The 22735-nt window shown below is 39.4% G+C and carries 20 protein-coding genes and 1 pseudogene; 15 read left to right on the top strand and 6 right to left on the bottom strand.

The window, feature by feature from the left end:
- Window positions 1-26 precede the first annotated feature (26 nt).
- Window positions 27-3550: pseudogene (locus ACTT1L_RS05050) on the bottom strand (Gly-Xaa-Xaa repeat protein).
- A gap of 113 nt (window positions 3551-3663) precedes the next feature.
- Window positions 3664-4629: a tyrosine-type recombinase/integrase gene (locus tag ACTT1L_RS05045; RefSeq protein ID WP_000450313.1), complete on the bottom strand. Its 966-nt coding sequence runs from the start codon at window positions 4627-4629 to the stop codon at window positions 3664-3666.
- 113 nt (window positions 4630-4742) lie between these two features.
- On the opposite strand from ACTT1L_RS05045, the gene spoVK reads away from it, so the two are divergent.
- The gene (spoVK, locus tag ACTT1L_RS05040) at window positions 4743-5699 is read left to right on the top strand and encodes a stage V sporulation protein K (RefSeq protein ID WP_000438181.1); all 957 of its coding nucleotides are present in this window, start codon (window positions 4743-4745) and stop codon (window positions 5697-5699) included.
- Window positions 5700-5732: 33 nt separating this feature from the next.
- Here the strand turns inward: spoVK and ACTT1L_RS05035 are convergent, their stop codons facing one another.
- Window positions 5733-5867, bottom strand: a complete 135-nt coding sequence (locus tag ACTT1L_RS05035) for a hypothetical protein (protein WP_000181496.1) — start codon at window positions 5865-5867, stop codon at window positions 5733-5735.
- A 99-nt stretch (window positions 5868-5966) separates the two neighbouring features.
- Window positions 5967-6590, bottom strand: a complete 624-nt coding sequence (locus ACTT1L_RS05030) for a trimeric intracellular cation channel family protein (protein WP_000312265.1) — start codon at window positions 6588-6590, stop codon at window positions 5967-5969.
- A 92-nt stretch (window positions 6591-6682) separates the two neighbouring features.
- Between ACTT1L_RS05030 and hflX the strand changes: the two genes are divergently transcribed.
- The 7 genes from hflX to ACTT1L_RS04995 all read left to right on the top strand — a co-directional run bounded on the left by hflX (window position 6683) and on the right by ACTT1L_RS04995 (window position 13213).
- On the top strand, window positions 6683-7957 hold the full coding sequence (hflX, locus tag ACTT1L_RS05025) for a GTPase HflX (protein WP_000391389.1): 1275 nt from the start codon (window positions 6683-6685) through the stop codon (window positions 7955-7957).
- Entirely contained in the window at window positions 7950-9221 is a 1272-nt protein-coding gene (locus ACTT1L_RS05020) for a methionine gamma-lyase family protein (RefSeq protein ID WP_000460300.1), read from the top strand. Before hflX ends, ACTT1L_RS05020 begins: the two co-directional genes overlap by 8 nt.
- Before the next feature lie 176 nt (window positions 9222-9397).
- Entirely contained in the window at window positions 9398-9787 is a 390-nt protein-coding gene (gene glnR, locus ACTT1L_RS05015) for a transcriptional repressor GlnR (RefSeq protein ID WP_000656783.1), read from the top strand.
- A gap of 48 nt (window positions 9788-9835) precedes the next feature.
- On the top strand, window positions 9836-11170 hold the full coding sequence (gene glnA / locus ACTT1L_RS05010) for a type I glutamate--ammonia ligase (RefSeq protein ID WP_000135330.1): 1335 nt from the start codon (window positions 9836-9838) through the stop codon (window positions 11168-11170).
- A gap of 377 nt (window positions 11171-11547) precedes the next feature.
- A complete protein-coding gene (locus ACTT1L_RS05005; protein WP_001102620.1) occupies window positions 11548-11871 on the top strand; it encodes a PadR family transcriptional regulator in 324 nt (107 codons plus the stop codon).
- A complete protein-coding gene (locus ACTT1L_RS05000; protein WP_000032399.1) occupies window positions 11864-12406 on the top strand; it encodes a DUF1700 domain-containing protein in 543 nt (180 codons plus the stop codon). Before ACTT1L_RS05005 ends, ACTT1L_RS05000 begins: the two co-directional genes overlap by 8 nt.
- Window positions 12407-13213 (top strand): DUF4097 family beta strand repeat-containing protein, encoded by an 807-nt coding sequence (locus ACTT1L_RS04995; protein ID WP_442821821.1) that lies wholly within the window; start codon window positions 12407-12409, stop codon window positions 13211-13213.
- A gap of 86 nt (window positions 13214-13299) precedes the next feature.
- Here ACTT1L_RS04995 and lexA read toward each other — a convergent pair whose 3' ends face one another.
- A complete protein-coding gene (lexA, locus tag ACTT1L_RS04990) occupies window positions 13300-13920 on the bottom strand; it encodes a transcriptional repressor LexA (protein ID WP_000413738.1) in 621 nt (206 codons plus the stop codon).
- Between the two features lie 141 nt (window positions 13921-14061).
- Here lexA and ACTT1L_RS04985 point away from each other — a divergent pair, with 141 nt between their 5' ends.
- Window positions 14062-14718: a YneB family resolvase-like protein gene (locus tag ACTT1L_RS04985; protein WP_000991471.1), complete on the top strand. Its 657-nt coding sequence runs from the start codon at window positions 14062-14064 to the stop codon at window positions 14716-14718.
- Window positions 14719-14763: 45 nt separating this feature from the next.
- A complete protein-coding gene (locus tag ACTT1L_RS04980) occupies window positions 14764-15003 on the top strand; it encodes a DUF896 domain-containing protein (RefSeq protein WP_000948565.1) in 240 nt (79 codons plus the stop codon).
- A gap of 28 nt (window positions 15004-15031) precedes the next feature.
- Here ACTT1L_RS04980 and ACTT1L_RS04975 read toward each other — a convergent pair whose 3' ends face one another.
- Window positions 15032-16615, bottom strand: a complete 1584-nt coding sequence (locus ACTT1L_RS04975; RefSeq protein WP_001075245.1) for a bifunctional metallophosphatase/5'-nucleotidase — start codon at window positions 16613-16615, stop codon at window positions 15032-15034.
- Window positions 16616-16800: 185 nt separating this feature from the next.
- Here ACTT1L_RS04975 and ACTT1L_RS04970 point away from each other — a divergent pair, with 185 nt between their 5' ends.
- From ACTT1L_RS04970 to tkt, 5 genes are all read left to right on the top strand, one after another.
- Entirely contained in the window at window positions 16801-17739 is a 939-nt protein-coding gene (locus tag ACTT1L_RS04970; protein ID WP_000915052.1) for a phosphate/phosphite/phosphonate ABC transporter substrate-binding protein, read from the top strand.
- Window positions 17740-17822: 83 nt separating this feature from the next.
- Window positions 17823-18596, top strand: coding sequence for a phosphonate ABC transporter ATP-binding protein (phnC, locus tag ACTT1L_RS04965; RefSeq protein ID WP_000569254.1), 774 nt, complete (start codon window positions 17823-17825; stop codon window positions 18594-18596).
- Window positions 18593-19387 (top strand): phosphonate ABC transporter, permease protein PhnE, encoded by a 795-nt coding sequence (gene phnE / locus ACTT1L_RS04960; protein ID WP_061131638.1) that lies wholly within the window; start codon window positions 18593-18595, stop codon window positions 19385-19387. The genes phnC and phnE (ACTT1L_RS04960) overlap by 4 nt, the downstream gene beginning before the upstream one ends.
- Window positions 19387-20190, top strand: a complete 804-nt coding sequence (gene phnE, locus ACTT1L_RS04955; protein WP_000047890.1) for a phosphonate ABC transporter, permease protein PhnE — start codon at window positions 19387-19389, stop codon at window positions 20188-20190. Before phnE (ACTT1L_RS04960) ends, phnE (ACTT1L_RS04955) begins: the two co-directional genes overlap by 1 nt.
- Window positions 20191-20695: 505 nt before the next feature.
- The gene (gene tkt / locus ACTT1L_RS04950; protein WP_000019770.1) at window positions 20696-22696 is read left to right on the top strand and encodes a transketolase; all 2001 of its coding nucleotides are present in this window, start codon (window positions 20696-20698) and stop codon (window positions 22694-22696) included.
- The last annotated feature ends 39 nt before the right edge of the window (window positions 22697-22735 follow it).

Here is a 22735-nt window from a genome sequence, read left to right as displayed (position 1 = left end):
TTGCCATAAACGATAAATAGTGAAATTTAAGCGATTCTAAATACAGTTAGACGAATGTTAGTATTTCCTGTTGCAGGGATCGTAATCTCGTTAAGAGTAGATTGGACAGAAATGTTTGCTCCTGCAGCTAATGTTTCGATTGTAGTAAATGAAAGTGAGTCGCCTATTAAATTTGAAGAGAAGTTGTCAGTTGCGACTGCTCCATTTATTGAAATTCCTACTCCGAGTGGCGCACATCCTGGTGCAGTTGTAGAGATGGATACGCTAATTACATAAATACCACCGTTGATAACTGTAACTGTGTCTGTGCCATTAAAGATAATATTATTTACGTTAATTGCAGTACTGAAGATAAAGTTATTAAATTGTAGTACTGTTTGTTGAATGTTGTTTGTTACAACAATTGTTGCTATAGGGAAGCTAGGTCCAGTAGGCCCAGTAGGTCCGGTAACTCCTATACCAGTAGCGCCCGTTGGCCCTTGAACGCCTTGAGGTCCAGTGGCACCAGTAGCACCCGCCGGTCCTTGAATACCTTGAGGCCCAGTGGCACCAGTAGCACCCGCCGGTCCTTGAACGCCTTGAGGCCCAGTGGCACCAGTAGCACCCGCCGGTCCTTGAATACCTTGAGGTCCGGTAGCACCTGTATTACCTTGAGGTCCCTGAGGTCCAGTAGGTCCAGGAGGCCCACCAGAAGGTCCAGTAGGTCCGGTAACTCCTATACCAGTAGCACCCGTTGGCCCTTGAACACCTTGAGGTCCAGTGGCACCAGTAGCACCTGTGTTACCTTGAACGCCTTGAGGTCCAGTGGCACCAGTAGCACCCGCCGGTCCTTGAATACCTTGAGGTCCAGTAGCGCCGGTAGCACCTGTGTTACCTTGAACGCCTTGAGGTCCAGTAGCGCCGGTAGCACCCGCTGGTCCTTGAATACCTTGAGGTCCAGTAGCGCCGGTAGCACCTGTGTTACCTTGAACGCCTTGAGGCCCAGTGGCACCAGTAGCACCCGCCGGTCCTTGAATACCCTGAGGTCCAGTAGCACCAGTAGCACCTGCCGGTCCTTGAACGCCTTGAGGTCCAGTAGCACCAGTAGCACCTGCCGGTCCTTGAACGCCTTGAGGTCCAGTGGCGCCGGTAGCACCCGCCGGCCCTTGAGCACCCTGAGGTCCAGTGGCACCAGTAGCACCTGCCGGTCCTTGAACGCCTTGAGGTCCAGTAGCACCTGTGTTACCTTGAGCACCCTGAGGTCCAGTGGCACCAGTAGCACCTGCCGGTCCTTGAACGCCTTGAGGTCCAGTAGCACCTGTGTTACCTTGAGCACCCTGAGGTCCAGTGGCACCAGTAGCACCTGCCGGTCCTTGAACGCCTTGAGGTCCAGTAGCACCTGTGTTACCTTGAACGCCTTGAGGTCCAGTGGCGCCGGTAGCACCCGCCGGCCCTTGAGCACCCTGAGGTCCAGTGGCACCGGTAGCGCCCGCCGGCCCTTGAACGCCTTGAGGTCCAGTAGCACCAGTAGCACCCGCCGGTCCTTGAGCACCTTGAGGTCCAGTAGCACCAGTAGCACCCGCCGGCCCTTGAGCACCCTGAGGTCCAGTAGCGCCGGTAGCGCCCGCCGGTCCTTGAATACCTTGAGGTCCAGTAGCGCCGGTAGCACCCGCCGGCCCTTGAGCACCTTGAGGTCCAGTAGCGCCGGTAGCGCCCGCCGGTCCTTGAATACCTTGAGGTCCAGTAGCGCCGGTAGCACCCGCCGGCCCTTGAGCACCTTGAGGTCCAGTGGCACCCGTGTTACCTTGAGGTCCAGTGGCACCGGTAGCGCCCGCCGGCCCTTGAACGCCTTGAGGTCCAGTAGCACCAGTAGCACCCGCCGGTCCTTGAGCACCTTGAGGTCCAGTAGCACCAGTAGCACCCGCCGGCCCTTGAGCACCCTGAGGTCCAGTAGCGCCGGTAGCGCCCGCCGGACCTTGAATACCTTGAGGTCCAGTAGCACCCGCCGGCCCTTGAGCACCTTGAGGTCCAGTAGCGCCCGCCGGACCTTGAATACCTTGAGGTCCAGTGGCACCAGTAGCACCCGCCGGCCCTTGAGCACCTTGAGGTCCAGTAGCGCCCGCCGGCCCTTGAATACCTTGAGGTCCAGTGGCACCAGTAGCACCCGCCGGCCCTTGAGCACCCTGAGGTCCAGTAGCGCCGGTAGCGCCCGTGTTACCTTGAACGCCTTGAGGTCCAGTGGCACCAGTAGCACCCGCCGGCCCTTGAGGTCCTTGAGGTCCAGTAGCGCCGGTAGCACCCGCCGGCCCTTGAGGTCCTTGAGGTCCAGTAGCGCCGGTAGCACCCGCCGGCCCTTGAGGTCCTTGAGGTCCAGTAGCGCCGGTAGCACCCGCCGGCCCTTGAGGTCCAGTCGGTCCAGGAGGCCCACCAGAAGGTCCGGTCGGTCCTGTAACTCCTATACCAGTAGCACCGGTAGCGCCAGTAGCCCCTGTATTACCTTGAGGTCCCTGAGATCCGGTAGCGCCAGTAGCCCCCGTATTACCTTGAGGTCCTTGAGGTCCAGTGGCCCCAGTAGCCCCAGCAGGTCCTTGAGATCCGGTAGCGCCAGTAGCGCCCGTGTTACCTTGAGGCCCTTGAGGTCCAGTGGCCCCAGTAGCCCCAGCAGGTCCTGTGTTACCTTGAGGTCCGGTAGCACCAGTAGCGCCCGTGTTACCTTGAGGTCCAGTAGCGCCAGTAGCGCCCGTGTTACCTCGAGGTCCGGTAGCACCAGTAGCGCCTGTGTTACCTTGAGGTCCAGTGGCGCCAGTAGCGCCCGTGTTACCTTGAGGTCCAGTGGCGCCAGTAGCGCCCGTGTTACCTCGAGGTCCGGTAGCACCAGTAGCGCCTGTGTTACCTTGAGGTCCAGTGGCGCCAGTAGCGCCCGTGTTACCTTGAGGTCCAGTGGCGCCAGTAGCGCCCGTGTTACCTCGAGGTCCAGTAGCACCAGTAGCCCCCGTATTACCTTGAGGTCCAGTAGCACCAGTAGCCCCCGTATTACCCCGAGGTCCGGTAGCGCCAGTAGCACCGGTAGCCCTGCTGGCCCAGTAGGTCCAGTAGGTCCTTGAATGAATGAAGCAGAATTAACTAGAGCGGTTTGTAATGCTGCGATTAATTTAAGAAGCTCTTGAAGTGTGCAAGGGTCAATTCGGAATAGTTTTGTAATGGATAGTAAATAATTAATTAGATTTTGAAGCTCGATAAATACAGCGCTTGCTACGAAAGTTGGATTTTTTAATATAGTTATTAAGTTTTTAATAATAGCTAACCCTTGTGCTTTCAGGGAGGAAGTAGCATCTAGTGAACAAATAAATTTACTTAGTAGGTTCAATGTATCAATTAGATCTTCAATATTTTGGGGAGATGGATTTGCGAAAAGTTTTGGGATTATTTTTGTTAAATCGATAATGATTGCGCGGAATGTTCTAAGTTGTGCCTTAGTAACTGGGATTGATGGAGTATTTGGAATTCGTCCAGCGCTACTTGGAAAGCATGGTTTGGAGAATTTGTTCTGACTGTCGTTATAATGAGACATTAAATCTCTCCTTTCTAATGAGGATATGAACGAAACTCATCATAGTAGATGCAAAAATTAGTTAAATGGTCATAGTAAAATCGTTTGTTTGAAGAAAAAATAGAAAAAACGCCTTATAATAAGGCGTTTTTTCTATTTTCTGCGTATTGATAATATCGTTTTAGTGAAATCTTTGATTTGAAGCCAGCTAGCTTTATAATTTCTGACTCCGGAGTTTCTTTTTTTATTAAGTTTAAAATATAGGTGTTACGAAAGTGTTGTCCTGAGATTCCTTTGCGTAAATTAGCTCTGGATACTTCAAGGCGAATCATTTTTTGGATAGCGATTTCTGTTAATCCCTTCGGTGCATCATTTTCGTATACCCATCTATATGTTCCGCGATTAAAATCGAATGCGACAAATAATGGGTCATTACTATGATATTTTGGACGAACGGGTTCGGGGATGCTTTTGTAATAAGTATATAGTTGTTTTTTGTCTTCGCTAGTTAAAGTAATTGTTCTTTCTACTCCTGCGGTTGCAGGTATAGATAATGTGTTAGTTTCAAAGTGGACGTGATGCATAGTTAATGCTGTAAGTTCCTGTAAGGATAATCCATAGTCAATTAATAAATTTAAAATAGCGATATTACGATCCATCAATAAAGGGCGTACAGGACGTTGTTTTTCTGAAAGTCCTTCTAATGAAGTGACTATATGTTTTAATCTTTTTTCTTCATCAGATGAAATGAAATCTTCATTGCGGAGTGTGCGGTCTGGTTGAATAGAAATTTCCATGTTCTTTAATGGGTTGGGAATATTTAGAAAGTGATGCATTCGATTTAATACAATGAATACACGGTGCATCGTTTTCTCTGAGTAATGTCGATTCTTTTTTAAGTCGGAAAAGTAATCTTCGTAGTCTTTTGTACAAAGTGTAGCCCATATATTACTGGAAGGGAGCTTTTTGTTTTTTTCTAACCAATGTCCGAAATCTTCAATGTCATAAACATAACGTTTAATGGTTGAAGGTTTTCGGCCTTTATTCAATAAAAAAATAGAAAAGGCTTGTATTGTATCATGGAATTCCGTTGTCTCCATAGTCCCACCACCTTCATTATTTCTTTTATTATAGCAAACTTTTCTGAAAATAGTCATTTGCAAAGGAGACAAGAATAATAATATTTGGTGAGTGGATAAAATGAGGTGATTGTATGGAACAATCGATGCGAAAGAAAAATAATAATCAAATTAACATTGTGTTAAATCATCGAAAGAAAATTTCTTTACCGGCTGCAGAAAATAAAACAGTAATTTCAAATGAAACTACTACGAAACATGAGATGCTGCAAAGAATTGAAGAAGAGATGGGAAAACTCGTTGGGATGGATGATATAAAAAAGATAATAAAAGAAATATATGCTTGGATTTATGTGAATAAAAAAAGACAAGAAATAGGATTGAAGTCTGAGAAGCAAGTACTCCATATGTTGTTTAAAGGCAATCCGGGTACAGGGAAGACAACTGTTGCTAGAATGATAGGAAAATTGTTATTTGAGATGAATATTCTATCAAAAGGGCACTTAGTTGAAGCTGAACGTGCAGATCTTGTAGGAGAGTACATCGGTCATACGGCTCAAAAAACAAGAGATTTAATAAAAAAAGCAATGGGGGGAATTTTGTTTATTGATGAGGCTTATTCATTAGCACGAGGGGGAGAAAAAGATTTTGGAAAAGAAGCAATTGATACGCTCGTAAAACATATGGAAGATAAACAACACGGTTTTGTATTGATTTTAGCTGGATATTCCAGAGAGATGAATCACTTTCTTTCATTGAATCCAGGACTGCAATCTCGTTTTCCGTTTATAATTGAGTTTGCGGATTACTCAGTAAATCAGCTGTTAGAAATAGGGAAGAGGATGTATGAAGAACGTGAATATCAGTTATCGAAAGAGGCTGAATGGAAATTTAGAGATCATTTACATGCTGTAAAGTACTCATCGCAAATTACATCCTTTAGTAATGGACGATATGTTCGGAATATTGTTGAAAAATCAATTCGTACACAAGCTATGCGGTTGTTACAAGAGGATGCGTATGATAAATATGATTTGATTGGAATATCAAGTAGTGATTTGATGCTTGAAGAGGAGACGCACAGTACGTAAACTGTGCGTCTGTTTTTTTATATAAGTGCTCTACTATTTTTTTGCTTTTTCTTGATAAGATTTATGGAAACGTTCCATTTTAGCGCTTTTTTCGTGTGCAGAATTAGGATCATGTCCAATTTGACCTACTGAGCTTTTTTGAGCCCCTTTATTCACATGGTTTGTCATTTGTGTTCACCTCGCTTTGAGAATTAGTATAAACATTATGTAAGGAAAAACTCGTTAGAAAAGAAAAACCTCTTTACGATCTGTAAAGAGGTTGGATTGCTATTTATGCATTGAACGTTCGTTTGTGTCGATGCGTCTATGCGGTAAATGCCATTTGTAATGAATAGAAACCATGCGGAAGCAAACAATTAAAATGAATAAGGTGTATAGAGCCCAATCGCTAACAATAATTTGAGCGCCGATTAAGAAACCTGCCAGAATCGTCCAAAAAGCATATACATCAGCTCGAAGAACGAGAGGTTTTCTACGGGCTAAAAGATCGCGGATAATACCGCCTCCAATGCCAGTTAAAACGGCTGCTACGATTGTAGCGCTAATTGGTAAATTTAATTTTTGAGCGTATAATGCCCCTTGTACGGCAAATGCTGATAAGCCGATAGCATCAGTGATGTTTTCCCACTTTTTCCAGTGTCTAATTAATTTATTTGGAAAAAGAAAAATAATCGTCATTGATAAAAGTGCGATTTGGAATAACATGTCTTGTTGCCAAAATGCGACAATCGGATAACCAATTAATAAATTACGAAGGGCACCTCCCCCAAATGCGGTTGCCATTCCTAAAATATACACCCCGAAAATATCATAATCCTCTTCCATTGCAACAATAGCCCCGCTTAATGCGAAAGCAATTGTGCCTATGATGCTAAAAATCTCCCATGCCATGAATTTTCTCCCCCGCTAACTAGATGAAATGTGCTTCCTCTGCTATTATATTAGAAGGTTTAAATTTCGAAAAGGATGAGTGAACATATTTGATGGAAGAAAAAGAGAAAGTCATATTAGTGGGCTGTCAATTGCCGCAAGATGATGATGAAAAATTTATGCATTCCATGAAAGAACTTGCATCATTAGCGAAAACTGCACGAGCAGAATTGTTAGTGTCTACAACGCAAAAACGACCGAAGTTTCATCCGGCGACTTATATAGGTAAAGGTAAATTAGAAGAGCTTACAATGTTAACTGAAGAACTAGAACCGGATGTTATCGTATTTAATAACGAATTAACACCGAGTCAAATTCGGAATTTATCCGCAGTATTAGATGCGAGGGTAATTGATCGAACGCAACTCATATTAGATATTTTTGCGCAACGTGCGAAGTCGAGAGAAGGGAAGCTTCAAGTAGAATTAGCTCAGTTGCAATATACAATGCCGCGTCTTATGGGGCAAGGATTGTCTTTATCACGTCTTGGTGGTGGTATTGGAACGAGAGGGCCAGGTGAAACGAAACTTGAGACTGATCGTCGTCATATTCGAGCGCGCGTTGATGAAATAAAGAAGCAACTTGCAGTTGTTGTGGAACATCGAAAAAGATATCGTGAGAGAAGAAAAGATAATAAAGTATTTCAAGTTTCGTTAATAGGATATACGAATGCGGGAAAATCTACACTGTTTAATAGATTAACGGAAGCTGATACGTTTGAAGAAAACTTGTTGTTTGCAACACTAGACCCGACAACAAGGAAGATGCCGCTACCTTCTGGTTATACAGTATTACTAACTGATACAGTTGGTTTTATACAAGATTTACCTACGTCATTAATTGCTGCATTCCGTTCGACGTTAGAAGAAGCTGGTGAAGCGGATGTTATTTTACATGTTGTGGATTCTGCAGATCCTAATTATGTAGGGCATGAGAAAACAGTAAAACAATTATTGTCAGAACTCGAAATAAATCATATTCCTATTATTACGTTATATAATAAAAAAGATGAATTACATCAAAACTTTATTCCGTTTCCGAAAAATGACTTCTTAATGACTAGTGCTTTTGAAGAAAAGGATCTATTACATATAAAAGAAGCGATAGAAACGAAAATGAAGGAAGAAATGAATCGTTATCAAGTGGAGATTCCTCCGAGTGAAGGTAAGTTATTAACTCTATTAAAGACGGAGACGCTATTAACAAAAATGGAGTTTTTGGAAGATAAATTTGTATATGATTGCGCGGGGTATATTTTTGCTCATTCATCGCTTAATGTACAATTAAAGAGATTTTTAGTGGAAGAAGGAGAAAATAAAAATGTTTGATCGTTTGAAAAATGGAGAAAAAATTGCTCCAATCGTAAAAGAAGTAGAGAGCCAAATTACAGAAGTACATAAACGTGCGGATGAAGTAATTGAAAGTAATCAGTTTCGTGTGTTAGAAAGTTTTCGTAAACATAAAATTAGCGATTCACATTTTATTCCAACGACAGGTTACGGTTATGACGATATTGGTCGTGATACGTTAGAGAAAGTGTATGCGGATGTATTTGGAGCGGAAGCTGGTCTTGTTCGTCCGCAAATTATTTCAGGTACTCACGCTATTTCTACAGCGCTATTCGGTATTTTACGTCCAGGAGATGAGTTATTGTACATCACTGGTAAGCCGTATGATACGTTAGAAGAAATCGTTGGTGTACGCGGAAAAGGTGTAGGATCATTCAAAGAATATAATATTGGTTATAATGCAGTTCCGCTTACTGAAGAGGGGCTTGTTGATTTAGGAGCTGTTGCGGCTGCCATTCATAGTAATACGAAAATGATCGGTATTCAGCGCTCAAAAGGTTATGCTACTCGTCCGTCTTTTACTATTTCTCAAATTAAAGAAATGATAGCGTTTGTTAAAGAAATTAAACCGGATGTTGTCGTGTTTGTAGATAACTGTTATGGCGAGTTTATTGAAGAACAAGAGCCATGTCATGTTGGTGCAGATTTAATGGCAGGTTCGCTTATTAAAAACCCGGGCGGGGGAATTGTTAAAACTGGTGGTTACATTGTTGGTAAAGAACAGTATGTTGAAGCGTGCGCCTATCGTTTAACATCTCCAGGAATCGGTGCGGAAGCAGGGGCATCTTTATACAGTCTGCAAGAAATGTATCAAGGTTTCTTCTTAGCGCCGCATGTAGCAGGACAAGCGCTAAAAGGTGCGATTTTTACAGCTGCATTTTTAGAAAAGTTAGGAATGAATACATCACCAGCGTGGAATGCACCAAGAACAGATTTAATTCAATCTGTTCAATTTGATGATAAAGATCGCATGATTGCATTCTGCCAAGCAATTCAATATGCATCTCCGATTAACTCTCACTTCACTCCATATGCCAACTATATGCCGGGGTATGAAGATGATGTAATTATGGCTGCGGGAACGTTTATTCAAGGTGCAAGTATTGAATTGTCGGCTGATGGTCCAATTCGTCCGCCTTATGTTGCTTACGTACAAGGTGGGCTAACTTATTCGCATGTGAAGATTGCGATTTGTTCTGCAATTGATGCATTAATTGAAAAAGAATTATTAACAATTTCTTAAAGGGAAGCTGTCGATTTCGACAGCTTTTTTCGCGTGAAAGTAATGATTTATTTCATTAGAAAAAAGAATGAAAAAACTTTTTAAAAAAATCATGTAAGAAAAGCTAACATCTATTGACATCAAACATAACATGGTATAAAATGAGAAGCAGTTAAGGCGAAGGAGGAACTGAAACGATGAAAGAAGATAGACGTTCTGCCCCGCTGTTTCCTATTGGTATTGTTATGGATTTAACACAATTATCTGCACGTCAAATTCGCTACTATGAAGAGCATAATCTTGTTTCTCCAACCCGTACAAAGGGGAATCGTAGATTATTTTCATTTAACGATGTAGATAAGTTGTTAGAGATTAAAGATTTATTAGATCAAGGCTTGAATATGGCTGGTATTAAACAAGTGTTACTAATGAAAGAAAATCAAACAGAAGCAGTGAAAGTAAAAGAAGAAACGAAAGAAATTTCAAAAACTGAGCTTCGCAAAATACTTCGAGACGAACTACAACATACAGGTAGATTTAATCGAACTTCATTGCGACAAGGTGATATTTCAAGGTTTTTTCACTAAAGAGAACTGATTCTGAAGGTGTTTAGAGGGACTAAGGAGGAATTTATAATGGCTAGGTACACAAAAGAAGATATTTTCCGTTTGGCGAAAGAAGAGAATGTAAAGTATATACGTTTACAATTTACGGACCTTTTAGGGGTAATTAAAAACGTAGAAATTCCAGTGAGCCAATTAACAAAAGCTCTTGATAACAAAATGATGTTTGATGGATCTTCTATTGAAGGTTTCGTACGTATTGAAGAATCTGATATGTACTTATATCCAGACTTAGATACTTGGGTGATTTTCCCTTGGACAGCTGAAAAAGGTAAAGTAGCTCGATTGATCTGTGATATTTACAATGCAGATGGCACTCCATTTGAAGGGGATCCACGTAACAATTTAAAACGTGTATTAAAAGAAATGGAAGCTTTAGGATTCTCAGATTTCAATCTTGGACCAGAGCCAGAATTCTTCCTATTCAAAGTAGATGAAAAAGGAAATCCAACATTAGAATTAAACGATAACGGTGGATACTTCGACCTTGCGCCGATGGATCTAGGGGAAAACTGTCGTCGTGATATCGTTCTTGAACTTGAAGAAATGGGCTTTGAAATTGAAGCGTCTCACCATGAGGTTGCTCCAGGGCAGCACGAAATTGACTTCAAATATGCAAATGCAATTCGTTCATGTGATGACATTCAAACATTCAAACTTGTTGTAAAAACAATTGCTCGTAAACACGGTTTACACGCAACATTTATGCCAAAACCATTATACGGTGTGAACGGTTCAGGTATGCACTGTAACTTATCACTATTCAAAAATGGTGAGAACGTATTCTATGATCAAAACGGTGACTTACAATTAAGTGATGATGCTCGTCACTTCATCGCAGGTATTTTAAAACACGCACCAGCATTTACAGCGGTGGCAAACCCAACTGTAAACTCTTACAAGCGTTTAGTACCTGGATACGAAGCTCCTTGTTACGTAGCATGGTCTGCACAAAACCGTAGTCCATTAGTACGTATCCCTGCATCTCGTGGTATTAGTACACGCGTAGAAGTACGTAGTGTTGACCCAGCTGCAAACCCATATTTAGTAATGGCTACATTATTAGCAGCAGGTCTTGATGGAATTAAAAACAAATTAACTCCACCAGCTGCAGTAGATCGTAACATCTACGTAATGACAAAAGAAGAGCGCGAAGAAGCAGGTATCGTTGACTTACCAGCAACATTAGCGCAAGCTTTAGTTACATTACAATCTAACGAAGTAATTAGTAACGCATTAGGAGATCACTTACTTGAGCACTTCATCGAAGCGAAAGAAATTGAGTGGGATATCTTCCGTACGCAAGTTCACCAATGGGAACGCGATCAATATATGTCTCTTTACTAAGAGGTGAGGAGCCCTGATACTACGGTATCAGGGCTTTTTTATTTGTTGGCAATATAGGTGTTAGTTGAAATGAATTGAATAGATGTCTGAAAAAATTATGACGGTATTTAAATTTCTATTCCATAACTTTAATGTAACGTGGTGAAATTCGAATTGTTTTGTGTTCCAAAAGGGTGGATAAGTAAAAGTAACATGCGTAATATCTATGGATATAAAAAATTGAATGATATGTTGTGTTCGGTATTGGATATGTTTCATACTAAAGTTCGAGTGTTTAAAAATATAGTACCTTGCAATAAACAATACTAAGTGGTATATTATGGATAAGGAAGGTACTGTGTATTGAACAGTACTGAAATGAGAAAGGGGGATTGTCCTTGAACGTTCAGTTTAAAAAAGGTGTGTTAGAACTATGTGTACTGGCACTTGTGAAACGTAAGGATTGTTACGGCTATGAACTTGTTCAGCAAATCTCAAATAAATTTTTAATATCGGAAGGGTCAGTATATCCTTTATTACGCCGTTTAACGAAGGAAGGATATTTTCAAACGTATTTAAAAGAATCTACGGAAGGACCACCTCGCAAATATTATCAACTAACTGAGCAAGGGGAAACGCAACTGAATTTGTTAGTAACAGAGTGGCGTGATTTTGCGAAAGGTGTACAAGAAATTATTGAAGGGGTGGAATGGGATGAGTAAAGAACAGTTTCTTAAGGAATTATCAAGTCATCTTAGAAAGTTACCGGACGAAGAGAGGAAAGATATTTTATTTGATTATGAAGAGCATTTTCAGTTTGGGATAGAAGAGGGGAAAACTGAATCGGAAATAATAAAGGGTCTTGGCTCTCCGAAAGTAATTGCAAAAGAATTACTTGCGATGTATCGATTTGATGAAATGAAAAAAGATCCGTCAACTTCAAATGTGACAAGAGCTGTCATGGCAGCGATTGGACTTAGTTTGTTTAATTTCATTATTGTATTAGGCCCGTTAGTTGCAATTATCGCTTTTATATTCTCTTTTTGGGTCGGTGGGATTGTTAGTGTAGTGACACCATTTTTCGTTATTGGAAAAGTATTTATGGGCACATTTATATGGTTAGATGTATTCGTAAGTATAACATTTGTTGGGATAGGTTTGTTGTTATGTATTATCGCTTATTATAGTACGAAGTGGTTTAAAAGGTTATGTGTACGTTATGTCATATGGAACTTCAAAATGATAAAAGGGGAGTAGATGATGAAAAAAATATTGTTAGTAGCGATCGCTTGTATCATTATTGGAGTAATAGGAATTTCACAAACATATGAAAAAGCAGTGCAAACTGCAGAAAAAGGAAACAAAGAAGATATAATTAAAAACGAAACACTAAAAAATATAGAAGTTAAGTTAGATGTCGGGGATATTGTTGTCCAAAAATCTCCTGACGCTTCTTTTTATGTAAAGCAATTAGGAGATGCGCGTAAACAAGAGATTCATATTACTGAAGATGGTGACACATTAAAAATCATTGGGGAAAGAGAAAAAGGTGCTTCATTTGATTTTTCTTTTTACGATTTTAGGTTTCAAACGTCTACATTGACTCTCCTTGTGCCTGAACGCTCTTACCAAGATGTAAAAGTAAATTCATCTGCGGGACAAATTGAAATAAGTGATGTGAAAAGTGACCGTGTAAGTGCTAGAACACTTACTGGAGAAGTGGATTTGAAACATGTAACGGCTAAGAATGTGGAGGGATCTACAAAAGCTGGTGAAGTAAACTTTAAAAAAGTAATAGGGAAAGTGACTGCAAAAACGACCAGTGGGGAAATAAATATTCTAGATCATGATTCTAAGTACAATCTAGAAGCAAGTTCAACTGCGGGAGATGTAAATATTACTTTATCGGAAAAACCAAAAGATGCGGTAATTACTGGGCAAAGTGCTGCCGGGGATGTAATAATTTTTAATGAAGAAAATAAAGACGTAACGATTGGTAATGGGAGTAAAAAGATTAGCGGTAAAACAGCTGCGGGCGATGTGACGATTGAAACGCGTTCGTAAGAAATAGAATGTGTGAAAATCTATCAAAATACAAAAAAGAAGATAATTACCTTATATAAATAAGGTAATTATCTTCTTTTTTATTCTTAATGTAAATCACGATATACGCCAATTACTTTACCGATAACTGACACTTGCTTTAAAATAATAGGTTCTAATGAAGAGTTTTCCGGTTGTAGACGGAAATGGTCTTTTTCTTTATAGAAACGTTTAACAGTTGCTTCATTATCTTCTGTTAAAGCGACTACAATTTCACCATTATATGCAGACTGTTGTTGGCGAACAACAACTAAATCTCCATCGAAAATACCAGCTTCAATCATACTATCTCCAGAAATACGTAACATAAACACTTGATCTGCTCCTGCGACAATGCTAGCTGGAAGAGGGAAGTGTTCCTCAACGCTTTCGACTGCTGTAATTGGTAATCCAGCAGTAACTTTCCCGACAATTGGAACTTGAATAACAGATTGTGTTTCTGTATCCATTCGGTCTTCACCTAAAATTTCAATTGCGCGTGGTTTTGTTGGATCGCGTCGAATGTATCCTTTTTCTTCTAATCTTGATAAATGTCCGTGCACTGTAGAACTAGAAGCGAGGCCGACTGCTTGGCCAATTTCACGTACGGAAGGTGGATATCCTTTTTCTTGTACTTTTAGCTTAATAAAGTCGAGAATGTCTTGCTGGCGTTTCGTTAACTTTTCCATGTTTTCTAACACCTCGTTTTCTTTCATTTTTCTTATTAATAAGTATAACATGTGAAAAAACATTCTACAAACATAAGTTCGAACAAAAGGCGAATTTATGTTACACTAAAGGGAAATTATAGTGAGAAAGAGGGGTTCATAATGAATGCAATTATTTATGCGCGTGTGAGTACAACAAAAGAAGCGCAAGAAACATCATTATTACGTCAAAAAGATGAATTATTGCATTTAGCGGAGCGCTATCAAATGAATGTTACTAAGGTGATTGAAGAGCAGGCTAGTGGCTATACAATTGAACGTGATGGCATATTAGAAGTGCTAGATACAATTCGAGACGAACAAATTGATGTGCTACTTATACAAGATGAAACGCGCCTTGGTAGGGGGAATGCAAAGATTGCGTTAATGCACTGTTTACATAAAGAAGGAATAAAAGTATATACGCATACACATAATGGTGAATTGCAATTGTCGGATTCTGATTCAATGGTATTAGATATTATTGGTATTGTTGAAGAGTATCAAAGAAAGATTCATAATTTAAAAATTAAACGTGGTATGCAACGAGCAGTAGAAAAAGGCTATCGTCCAGAAAATAATTTAAAGAATCGTCATTTAAGTGTAGGACGAGAGAAGAAAGAAGTGCCAATTGAGGAAATTGTACGTTTACGTAAGAGTGAACTTACTTTCGAAGAAATTGCAGCAACACTACGTGGCTTTGGTCATAATGTTTCAAAAGCGACGGTACATCGTAGATATGTAGAGTATACAAAGCAATTGCTTGATAAAGAAGAGTAACTATTGTATGATAATAATCAGTTTTGAGTAGAAGGGGGATTCGAGATGCTTAGTCACGAACTCGTTGAACGCATTAACTTCTTAGCGAAAAAAGCAAAAGCTGAAGGTTTAACTGAAGAAGAACAACGTGAGCGTCAATCGCTACGTGAACAATATTTAAAAGGATTTCGTCAAAATATGTTAAACGAACTAAAAGGAATTAAAGTCGTTAACGAACAAGGTACTGATGTTACACCGGCGAAATTAAAAGCTTTAAAAAAGCAAGATAATGCAAAATTAAACTAAAAGATGGGCGAAGCCCATCTTTTTTTATTTATTTAATAACTTTCCAGTTGTTATTAACTGTTGCTTCTATCTTTTTATGCTTCAATATATAGTTAGCGATAAGTTCAGACATATCTGTTGGTATATCTTTTATTACGGGCTTATTTTGAAACATAAAGAAGTTCCCTCCGCCGCTCGCGCGATAATTATTCATAACGACATCATATTCTTCACTCATATTAAGAGGAGTGCCTTTATGCTGTAAAGATTCTACTCTGTCGCCAATTGGTTTGGAAATGTTTAATACGTACGAAATTCCTTCCCACATATCGTAATTATAGTGTTGCGGTTTTGGTTCTATGTAGCTAGGGTTTACGATGATGGTTCCATCTTCTTTTAATGTGAAATAAGAAGCAGAGAGTTCGAGAGCATCTTTTATATCAGCTCCAGTTATTCTAATTACTTTTAATGTATTTGGATAAATATAATTAGAAACGATGTCACGCATTGTTACATATGTCGGGAAACCTGGAGATGTATTATGGAATAAGCTTGTACAAGAAATAGAAACATTAGCCATATCCATCTGTATTTTATTTATGAATTCAATAAAAGGATGGTCTTGCAAACGAGTTTGCATAGCATCTGAAATTTGCATGTCACCGTGGATGGTTCCAATAGGTTGATCAAGCCATTTTTGTGTTTTCTCTTCATAATCAGTTACCAAGTAAAGAACATCTGGATCTGCCTCGATTTCTTGCACAGTCAATAGTTCGGAATAACTCTCTTTTTTTACCCACTCTTGTTTCATTTTTTCAAATGTTACAGTTACTTTTCCAACTGAATGTCCGTTACATCCAGTCTGTAAAATTGTTACATCATTACCCACTGTTTGAGCCATTTCTCGGTGCTGATGGCCTGTTAATAAAATATCTATGCCCTCAATTTCATGACACATAGCATACCCTTGGTTTTCGCCTGTTAAAACTTCAGTCGGTTCTCCAGTTTGTAAATCGCGTTCAAATCCCCCATGATACGCTACGACTAGTAAATCTGGTTTCTCATGTTCGTGAATGTAAGAAACCCAATTTTTTGTTGTTTCTAACGCATCTTCAAATTGCAAGTCTTTAATGTGATGGGGTTGTTCCCAATTTGGAATATAATGCGTTGTCACCCCTAAAATAGCAATTTTTATATTTGCTTCAATATGTTTTATTATATATGGTTTCCCGAAATAAGGTTTTTTACTGCTTTTGTCTAAAATATTTGCTGATAAATATGGGGAGTTTGCAGTAGAAATAGCATTGTTTAATACATCCATTCCATAATTAAATTCATGATTCCCAATCACTGCAGCGTCATAACGTAAATAGTTTGCTATTAATGACATTGGGTTTTTCTTATCTTTTTCATATGTAGCGTAATGGTAAGTAAATGGTGTTCCTTGTATGAAGTCACCGTTATCAATTAAAAGAACGTTTTTATTTTGGGACCGTTCTTTTTTTATAAGAGTAGAAATCTTAGCTAAACCAATTTCTGCTGGAGAGTTATCTTGGTAGTGAATTGGATAAACAGTACCATGTATATCACTTGTTAATAGGATGTTTAAAGTTACAATTTGATTTTGATTCAATATCATTCACCTTTTCTATTATTATCTACTGATTAAGCATATCAAATATATGGAGAGAATTTTAATGTGAGTGTATAGAATGTGTAAAGATTCTGTAAATAATCAATTATTTGTAAAAATGTGTGATATATTTCTTCATGTTTATGAAAGGTTATTTTATAACAATGAAAAATGGAGGCATTAACATGTTGAAAAAAGTTTTTGCAATGAGCACAACAGTTGTATTAGCAGCGGGTTTGTTAAGTGGCTGTGGAACGAAGGAATCAAGCGCAAGTAAAAATGAAGATACGAAAAAAGGGTATGTACCGAAGACTTTAAATGTTCAATTTGTTCCTTCTCAAAATGCAGATACGTTAGAGGCGAAGGCAAAACCACTTGAGAAGCTATTAAGTGATAAGTTAAATATTCCAGTAAAAGTTAGTATTTCAACGAATTATAATACAATTGTAGAAGCGATGGCATCTAAGCAAGTAGATGTAGGATTTTTACCCCCAACAGCGTATGTGTTAGCACATGAGAAAAAGGCAGCAAACGTAATTTTACAAGCGCAACGTTTTGGCGTAGATGATGAAACGGGAGCTCCTACAAAGGACTTAGTAGACTTTTATAAATCTGAGTTTGTTGTTAAGAAAGATTCAAATATTAATAGTGTAAAAGATTTAAAAGGTAAAAAAATTGGCTATCAAGATGTAACGTCATCAGCGGGATATGTGTGGCCTGCGGCTGTACTATTAAAAGAGGGCGTTGATCCGTTAAAAGATGTGAAACCTGTTACATTAAAAGGTCACGATCAGTCGCTTATTGCTCTTTTAAATGGTGACGTAGATGCAGCTGTTGTATTCCAAGATGCTCGTAATATTGTAAAAAAAGATTATCCGAATATATTCGATCAAACGAAAATAGTGAAATTTACGGAGAAAATTCCAAACGATACGATTTCGGTACGTTCTGATTTAGATGAAGAGTGGAGCAAGAAATTACAGGATGCTTTCATTGAAATTGGAAAGAATGAGGAAGGTCACAAAATCATTAAAGAAGTATATTCACATGAAGGATATGTTAAATCTGATGATAGTAAATTTGATATCGTTCGTGAATATGGAAAGAAAGTAAAAACGCAATAATACATATGGAAATGGCAACTAGCTGGAAAGGTATGTTTTCAGTTAGTTTGCCGTTTTGAATACATAGAAGGTAGGTAAGATGTGTGATAGAGTTTCGAAATGTTTCCAAAGTGTATCCAAATGGTACAAAAGGATTGAATAATATAAACTTGAAAATTCAAAAAGGTGAGTTTGTTGTAATGGTAGGGCTTTCCGGAGCTGGAAAGTCTACACTTCTAAGATCGGTAAATCGTCTTCATGAGATTACAGAAGGAGAAATCATGATTGAAGGTGAGTCTATTACGGCTGCGAAAGGAAAAGGATTACGCCGCATGCGCCGGGATATTGGTATGATTTTTCAAAGTTTTAACCTTGTAAAGCGATCAACAGTATTAAAGAACGTATTAGCTGGCCGTGTTGGGTATCATTCGACGTTGCGTACAACGTTAGGTCTATTTCCGAAAGAAGATTTGGAGCTTGCTTTTCAATCGTTAAAAAGAGTAAATATTTTAGAAAAAGCATATGCGCGTGCTGATGAATTATCAGGAGGACAACAGCAACGTGTATCGATTGCTAGAGCGTTGGCGCAAGAAGCAAAAATCATATTGGCAGATGAACCTGTTGCATCGTTAGATCCGCTAACAACAAAGCAAGTATTAGATGATTTGAAGAAAATTAATGAAGATTTTGGAATTACAACAATTGTAAACTTACATTCTATTGATTTAGCTAGGCAATATGCGACGCGCATTATTGGATTACATGCAGGAGAAATTGTTTTTGATGGTTTAGTAGAAGAGGCAACGGATGAAAAGTTTGCTGAAATTTATGGTGACGTAGTACAGAAAAGTGAATTGTTAGAGGTGGCAGTTAAATGAATGACGTGACGATATATTCGAAATCGATACCGAAGCCACCGAGTAAGTTGAAACATATGTTAACGGCTGTTCTAGTCATTTTACTGTTGTGGGGAAGTAGTGTACAGGTCGATGCATCATTGTCAAAACTAGTAGCTGGTTTTCCTAATATGATGGATTTGTTAAAAGAGATGGTGCCGCCAGATTGGAGTTATTTTCAAGTTATTACAACAGCAATGTTAGATACAATACGTATGGCGATTATTGGGACGACTTTAGGTGCGATTTTAGCTATTCCGCTGGCACTATTTGCGGCAAGTAATGTATTTACTAGTACATTTTTATACAGTCCAGCTCGATTGATTTTAAATTTTATCCGAACGATACCAGATTTATTATTAGCGGCAATTTTCGTGGCGATTTTTGGAATCGGGCCACTTCCAGGTATTCTGGCTCTTACTTTTTTCTCGATTGGGCTCGTGGCGAAATTGTTGTATGAGTCAATTGAATCAATTGATCCAGGTCCTTTAGAGGCGATGACAGCAGTAGGAGCAAATAAAGTGCAATGGATTGTTTATGGAGTAATTCCGCAAGTGAAAGCGCATTTTGTCTCTTATGTTCTGTATACATTTGAGGTGAACGTACGTGCAGCAGCTGTTTTAGGTTTAGTAGGAGCAGGTGGTATTGGATTATACTATGATCGTACACTTGGATTTTTACAATATCAGCAAACTGCATCTATTATTATCTATACCCTTGTTGTTGTATTGTTAATTGATTATGTAAGTACATTGTTGCGGGAGAAATTATAATGAGTAAAACGACGATAATCGTACCAAAACCGAAGAAACCGAGTGTGTATCGCTTGTTTATTTTTATAGCACTTACATTTGTTTACGTATGGGCTTTTTCAGGAGTACCGCTAGAAGGAATTAAGGATACGGCAGGAGAAATTACAAAAGCAATTATGACAGGTGTATTGAATCCAGATTGGGCGTATGTATCTTTGCCAGATGGTGAAGATTTATTACATGGTTTAATTGATACGTTGGCAATTGCGATATTGGGTACATTTATTTCTGCCTTTTTATCTGTTCCATTTGCTTTTTGGGCGGCGACGAATATGAGCAGTGGAAAACTAACTTCAGGAACTGGGAAATTTGTACTTAGTTTTGTTCGTACATTTCCTGAATTAGTTATGGCCCTTTTATTTATAAAGGCTGTTGGACCAGGCTCTTTTGCCGGCGTTCTAGCTTTAGGATTACACTCTATTGGAATGTTAGGGAAATTATATTCAGAAGGAATTGAAAATATAGATAAGGGGCCGACAGAGGCGTTAATAGCTACAGGTGCAAACCGGTTCCAAATACTTTGGTATGCAGTATTGCCACAAGTATTACCAGATTTTCTATCGTATACATTATACAGGTTCGAAATTAATGTGCGATCCGCTGCCATTTTAGGTGTTATTGGAGCAGGTGGTATTGGTACGCCCCTAATTTTTGCGCTGAGTTCCCGTAATTGGTCTCGCGTGGGAATTATTTTATTGGGCATCATTTTAATGGTCATTATCATTGATTTTATTTCAAGTTCGATTCGGAAACGGATTGTTTAACTGATTTGAAAAGCATCGAATTTAGATGCTTTTTTGTATTTTTAACCCATTATCCGAAAGAAATCTCCTTCCTGGGGCGTGTGAAAGACGATAGTCTAGCGGTAGGTGGGAGATGAATTTCGGTTTGGCGTAGCCAAACATTGGGTTTTCCTATTTATTTGACCCCTGATATAATCAGTCTTATAAGAGGTAAAGTTTGGTATAACAATGAAAGTAGATAATAATCATGTTAAGTGGGGGTAGTTCGCAAGTGGGTTAAAAAGTTAGTATTAAAGAATTTTGTATATCTGTATAAATATACAGATAATTCCCTTTCTTTTCAAAATAAAAATATTGAAAAAGTATGTCATATTGAATGCCCATACATTCCCGGAATCATTGATTTTTTTATAAAAAATCAAAAAAACATCAACATATTTGTCGATACATGTTGTATAATCTTGCGTGGGAAGCTATCATATAAATGTATAAAACGTTTACTAATATAAGCGAAGGGAAGAATAGCATGTCACATTCAATCGAACAACTTTCTATCAACACGATTCGCACATTATCCATCGATGCGATTGAAAAAGCAAACTCTGGTCACCCAGGAATGCCAATGGGTGCAGCACCAATGGCTTATACATTATGGACTCAATTTATGAAACACAATCCAAATAACCCAACGTGGTTTAACCGTGATCGTTTCGTATTATCTGCAGGTCATGGTTCAATGTTATTATACAGCCTACTTCACCTATCTGGTTATGATGTAACAATGGATGACTTAAAGAACTTCCGTCAATGGGGAAGCAAAACTCCAGGACATCCTGAGTACGGTCATACAGCTGGTGTAGATGCAACGACTGGTCCACTTGGACAAGGTATTGCAACTGCTGTAGGTATGGCAATGGCAGAAAGGCATTTAGCTGCTAAATATAACCGTGATGCGTATAATGTAGTAGATCATTATACATACGCTATTTGTGGTGATGGAGATTTAATGGAAGGCGTTTCTGCTGAAGCATCTTCATTAGCTGCTCATTTACAATTAGGTCGTCTTGTTGTGCTTTACGATTCAAACGATATTTCATTAGATGGCGATTTAAATCGTTCATTCTCTGAAAGTGTAGAAGATCGTTACAAAGCATACGGATGGCAAGTAATCCGTGTTGAGGATGGAAACGATATTGAAGCTATCGCGAAAGCAATCGAAGAAGCGAAAGCTGACGAAAAACGCCCAACGCTAATTGAAGTAAGAACGACAATTGGTTTCGGTTCTCCAAACAAATCAGGAAAATCAGCTTCACATGGTTCTCCACTTGGTGTAGAAGAAACAAAGTTAACGAAAGAAGCATACGCTTGGACTGCTGAGCAAGACTTCCATGTAGCAGAAGAAGTATATGACAACTTCCGTAAAACAGTACAAGATGTTGGTGAAACTGCGCAAGCTGAGTGGAACACGATGCTAGGTGAATATGCACAAGCATACCCAGAATTAGCAAACGAACTGCAAGCGGCAATGAATGGTCTTCTTCCAGAAGGTTGGGAGCAAAACTTACCAACTTATGAATTAGGATCAAAAGCAGCAACTCGTAATTCTTCAGGTGCTGTAATTAATGCAATTGCAGAGTCTGTGCCATCATTCTTCGGTGGGTCTGCTGACCTTGCTGGTTCTAACAAAACATACATGAATAACGAAAAAGACTTTACAAGAGATGATTACAGCGGTAAAAACATCTGGTACGGTGTACGTGAGTTCGCAATGGGTGCAGCAATGAACGGTATTGCACTACATGGTGGTTTAAAAACTTACGGTGGTACGTTCTTCGTATTCTCTGACTACTTACGTCCAGCAATTCGTCTTGCAGCATTAATGCAATTGCCGGTAACATATGTGTTCACACATGACAGTATCGCTGTTGGTGAAGATGGTCCAACACATGAACCAATCGAGCAATTAGCAGCGCTACGTGCGATGCCAAATGTATCTGTTATCCGTCCAGCTGATGGTAACGAATCTGTTGCAGCTTGGAGACTAGCTCTTGAATCTACAAACAAACCAACTGCTTTAGTATTAACTCGTCAAGATCTTCCAACATTAGAAGGTGCAAAAGACGATACGTATGAAAAAGTAGCAAAAGGTGCATATGTAGTTTCTGCAAGCAAGAAAGAAACAGCTGATGTAATCTTACTTGCAACTGGATCAGAAGTAAGTCTAGCTGTTGAAGCTCAAAAAGCATTAGCAGTAGACGGTGTTGACGCATCTGTTGTCAGCATGCCATCTATGGATCGCTTTGAAGCTCAAACTGCTGAGTACAAAGAATCTGTATTACCAAAAGCAGTAACAAAACGTTTCGCAATCGAAATGGGTGCTACATTCGGATGGCACCGTTACGTAGGTCTTGAAGGAGATGTGTTAGGTATCGATACATTCGGTGCTTCTGCTCCTGGTGAGAAGATTATGGAAGAGTATGGATTTACTGTAGAGAACGTTGTTCGTAAAGTAAAAGAAATGCTTTAATGATTTTAGAAAAATCTCTCCGGCATGGAGAGGTTTTTC

The organism is Bacillus sp. FH (genome assembly GCF_052216825.1).
GTDB classification, from domain to species: domain Bacteria; phylum Bacillota; class Bacilli; order Bacillales; family Bacillaceae_G; genus Bacillus_A; species Bacillus_A paranthracis.
This window is presented reverse-complemented; position numbering and strand designations above follow the sequence as displayed.